The 4,491-nt window shown below is 34.2% G+C and carries 5 protein-coding genes; 2 read left to right on the forward strand and 3 right to left on the reverse strand.

Going from position 1 to position 4,491, the window contains the following annotated elements; genetic code table 11:
* Positions 1–1,324, forward strand: a 1,324-nt coding sequence (gene tilS / locus ACY65O_RS14950) for a tRNA lysidine(34) synthetase TilS (protein ID WP_462221662.1), incomplete at its 5' end; no start/stop codon positions are given.
* A 134-nt stretch (positions 1,325–1,458) separates the two neighbouring features.
* Here tilS and ACY65O_RS14955 read toward each other — a convergent pair.
* From ACY65O_RS14955 to ACY65O_RS14965, 3 genes are all read right to left on the reverse strand, one after another.
* Positions 1,459–2,091 carry a rhomboid family intramembrane serine protease gene (locus tag ACY65O_RS14955; RefSeq protein ID WP_462221663.1) on the reverse strand — a complete coding sequence of 211 codons (633 nt, stop codon included), beginning with the start codon at positions 2,089–2,091 and terminating at the stop codon, positions 1,459–1,461.
* An 84-nt stretch (positions 2,092–2,175) separates the two neighbouring features.
* Positions 2,176–2,649, reverse strand: coding sequence for a 23S rRNA (pseudouridine(1915)-N(3))-methyltransferase RlmH (locus ACY65O_RS14960; RefSeq protein WP_462221664.1), 474 nt, complete (start codon positions 2,647–2,649; stop codon positions 2,176–2,178).
* 44 nt (positions 2,650–2,693) lie between these two features.
* Positions 2,694–3,746, reverse strand: coding sequence for a LacI family DNA-binding transcriptional regulator (locus ACY65O_RS14965; RefSeq protein ID WP_462221665.1), 1,053 nt, complete (start codon positions 3,744–3,746; stop codon positions 2,694–2,696).
* Positions 3,747–3,973: 227 nt separating this feature from the next.
* Between ACY65O_RS14965 and ACY65O_RS14970 the strand changes: the two genes are divergently transcribed.
* Positions 3,974–4,491, forward strand: a 518-nt coding sequence (locus ACY65O_RS14970) for a carboxypeptidase-like regulatory domain-containing protein (protein WP_462221666.1), incomplete at its 3' end; no start/stop codon positions are given.

Raw genomic sequence — 4,491 nt, forward strand, 5'->3', positions numbered from 1 at the left:
GGAAAAATTTAAAGCGTACATTAAACAGCAACATCTTTTTCAAACTAAAGATAAACTATTGCTTGCTGTAAGCGGCGGCGTAGATAGTATTGTACTTTGCGAATTATGCAAACAGGCAGGCTATGATTTTGCATTTGCACATTGTAATTTTCAATTGAGAGGAGAAGAGAGTGAGAGGGACGAAAAATTTGTGAGGGCATTAGCTGAAAAATATGGGGTGGAAATTTTTGTAGAGAAATTTGATACCAATTCGATTGCAGTACTAGAAAAAAAATCGATTGAAGAAACCGCAAGAAACTTACGGTACAAATGGTTTGAAGAAATAAGAATACAAAACGGTATTAATTATATTTTAACTGCACATCATGCAGACGATAATATTGAAACGGTGCTGATGAATTTTTTTAGAGGCACCGGCATTAAAGGTTTACATGGTATTTTATCTAAACAAAATAAAATTATAAGGTCTTTACTTTTTGCAAATAAAAAAGAGTTGCTTGCTTTTGCTGCAACAAATAATTTAGAATTTGTACAAGATTATACCAATGACCAAAATGATTTTACAAGAAATTATTTTCGTAATGAATTAATACCCGCTGTAAAAAAAGTTTTTCCCGAAGCGGATGAAAATATTTTAAAAAACATTACCCGTTTTGGTGAAGTAGAGCAATTATACAACCAGGCCATTGAGCTGCATAAAAGTAAATTGCTGGAAACAAAAGGAAATGAAAGTCATATTCCAGTTTTAAAATTACAGAAAACAAAACCTTTGGCAACTGTTATTTATGAAATTATTAAAGACTATAATTTTACATCTCATCAATCCGAAGAAGTTATGGCATTGTTACAAAGTGAATCGGGTAAATATATTCAGTCAACTTCTCATCGCATTATTAAAAACAGGAAATGGTTGATCATTTCTCCCAACCAAACTGCAACAGCACAAAATATTTTAATTGAAGAGAGTGATAAACAAATAACTTTTACTGAAGGAAAATTGCAGATTGAAAAATATTCAACATTCAATATTAACCATTCTCCATTAACTGCACAGCTTGATCTTTCTCAAATAAAATTTCCTCTATTACTCCGCAAATGGAAACAAGGCGATTATTTCTATCCGCTTGGTATGCAGAAAAAGAAAAAGCTCAGCCGTTTTTTTATCGATCAAAAATTATCGCTTACACAAAAAGAAAAAGTGTGGGTAGTAGAAAGTAATAAAAAAATATTGTGGGTAATTGGTATGCGTATTGATGACCGGTTTAAGATTATGGATAAAACAAAGGAGGTGTTGCAGATAAGTTTTTCTTTATTCGATTCATAAATCTATCTTAACTAACTCTTGGAGGGTTGGGTTAAATACTTCGGGAATTTTTTAGAAAACCCTCCAAGAGTTTAGCAAAGCAGTAAGAATTTTGTAAGTGAAGAGTACTTACAAAACAATGGAGTTGTTGCAGACTAGCCCCGTCCAAAAGTAATAATCTGATCTAATCTGAAATTTTTTATTTTTTCTACAAGTTCTGGCAATAGAGGATATTTTCCTGAAAGCTGGCATAAGGCTATTATAAAGACTATGCCAAAAAAAGAACCCCAGATATGAGCTGAATGGTTGATATTTCCCTGCTGCCTTTTATCTAATTGATAAGAAATAAAAATATATAAAATACCAAATAAAAATCCTGCAAGATAAACAGGTATTAGAATGAGGCCAATACCATTGATAGGGTCAAGAGCAATTTTCGCAAATACAACTGCAGCCACACCCCCCGAAGCACCAAGGCTTCTGTAATGGTAATTATCTTTATTTTTTTTGTAAGTTGGTAGCAGACAAATTCCAACTGCGGCAGCATACATAGTGAAATACCAAAAATATCCTGCCATTCCAAATACCTTAACAAAAAACCATTCAACTCCGGTATTATCTTTTAACCCTTCTGCGTTGATATAATTTTGGCCACTTCCAAAAAGGTATAAGGCATACATATTGAAAATTAAATGTGGAATGTCAGCATGAATCATTCCACAACTAAAAAACCTGTACCACTCATTTCTTTGGCTTACAGCTGGTGGATAAAAAATTAATTTGTCCATGACAGCCCTGTTGTTAAATGCTGCAAAGGAAGTTATTGCGGTAGCAACAATAATTAATAATGTAACGTTTATTTCCATTTTATTTTATTGATGATGATATTTTTCTTTTTTAATTATTGTACATGCCCTGTACACCTGCTCTGCCAAAATTAATCGAACCAACTGGTGCGGAAAAACTAAATTAGATAAACTCCATTTATAATTGGCTCTTTTCATTACATCATCGCTTATACCAAAAGCGCCGCCAATTAAAAATACCATTTTCTTTATACTTTCATTTGCCCGCTGCTCTATAAATTTTGCCAGCTCTTCACTTTTCATTTGTTTGCCTCTTTCATCTAATAAAACTACATAGTCATCTTTTTGTAAAAGATTTAAAATGGCTTCGCCTTCTTTTTTCTTTAAATCTGTTTCGCTTAACGCCGCACTGTTTTTTGGTGCAGCAATAATATGCCATTCGGCAGTATAATAATGACAGATGCGTTTGGTAAATATTTCCACACCATCTTTTACATAAGGCTCATGTGCTTTGCCAACTGAAATAAATTGCAGTTTCATTGGTGAATGGTGAGTGGTGAATGGTGAATGTTCAATGAATTAAATTACGAATTGGTTTTTGCTTTAGCAATTGCAGCAGACGAATCTCTTATTATCAATTCCGTCTGCAACGCTTTCGATTGAAATTCTGTAACCGGTCTTTTACTTTCAATCATGCTTATTAATAATTCTGTTGCCACCTGGCCAATTTCAAATGCAGGTTGCCTTACAACAGAAAGTGATGGATTAAACAGTTCGGCTACGTTGGTATTGGTAAAACCTATTACCGCAATATCATCCGGAATTTTTTTATCTAACTTTTGCAATGCCTGCATACAGGTGGTGGTAATTCTGTCGCCGGCGGTAAACAATGCATCTGCTTTTTGTTTTAATTCAAATATTTTTTTTAATGCCTTTTCCACCTCATCATAAATCATACCGCCATGATAACAATAGTGCACTAATTTTTCATCGTACTCAATATTATTTTTTAGTAAAGCTTCTTTATAACCATTTAAACGTTCTTCCGAAATTGACAAATAGGGTGCACTGGTTATGTGTGCAATTCTTTTAAAACCATTTTTTATTAAATGTTCTGTGGCATCGTAAGCGCCTTTAAAATTATCGGCAATTACTTTATGGGTAATTATTTCGTTGGCTACACGGTCGAAAAAAACAATGGGTAAACCTTTTTCGTACAATTGTTTAAAGTGGGTATAATCCTGTGTTTCGCTTGATACGGAAACTAATAACCCATCAACCGATCTGGAGGCAAGGTGATCAACAATTACACATTCTCTTTCAAAAGATTCGTGGCTTTGCGAAATGATAACATGATAACCCCGGTTGTAGGCAATAGATTCAATACCGTTAATGGCCTGCGAAAAAAAGTTGTTGGCAATTTCGCAAACAATAATGCCCAGCGAATGATTGCGCCGTTCTTTTAAACTTAATGCAATAGGGTTGGGGCGGTAATTAATTTTTTCTGCATATTCCAGCACTAATTTTTTTGTTTCCGAACTTATCTCGTAACTGCCACGTAAAGCCCTGCTAACAGTTGATGTAGATAATCCCAATGCTTTTCCAATATCTTTTATGGTAACCGGTTCAAACTTCATTGTAAAATATTAATGATATAAAGCACCTTTTTTTATTGAAGTTAAGGCATTTTAAGAGGATAAAATAATGTGTCATCGTTATCGGGAACGTTTGCGTAAATATAGTATGGTGCGCCAATTCATTGCTGTAAAAAAAGTTTTAACATTGGGCATTGATTGCTGCAGTGGTCTTAATTTTTTCCTTCTAAAAAACACTGCTTTTATTTATACAAACTAAATACTGCTATATGAACAAGTTTTTATTTCTTATCACTATTTTTTTTATTTTTCCTTTCATTGCATCAGCCCAAAACAAAACCATTAAGGGTAAAGTAACGGATGAAAACGGGGCACCTCTTACCGGCGTTAACATAATTGCAAAAAATGCAAAAAAAGGAACTCAAACAGATAAAGAGGGGAATTTTTCTATTACAGTTGTTGCTCCGGGTTTAGTTGATCTTGTAGTTTCTTCGGTTGGTTATGCATCTAAAATTGTAACGGTTACCGGCAACGATGCAGTAGCTGTTCAATTAATTAAAGAGGCTATTACTCAGGAAGATGTTGTGGTTGTTGGGTACGCTACCATTAAGCGAAAAGATTTAACTGGTACAGTTTCTTCTGTAAGTGCAAAACAATTAAAAGATATTCCATTATCCTCTGCCGCAGAAGCTTTGCAGGGCAGATTAGCTGGTGTGCAGGCCATTGCATCGGAAGGTGCGCCGGGTGCAGATATCATTATAAGAGTAAGAGGTGGCGGTTCAATTAC

This window comes from Ferruginibacter sp., assembly GCF_031430955.1.
GTDB lineage: Bacteria > Bacteroidota > Bacteroidia > Chitinophagales > Chitinophagaceae > Ferruginibacter.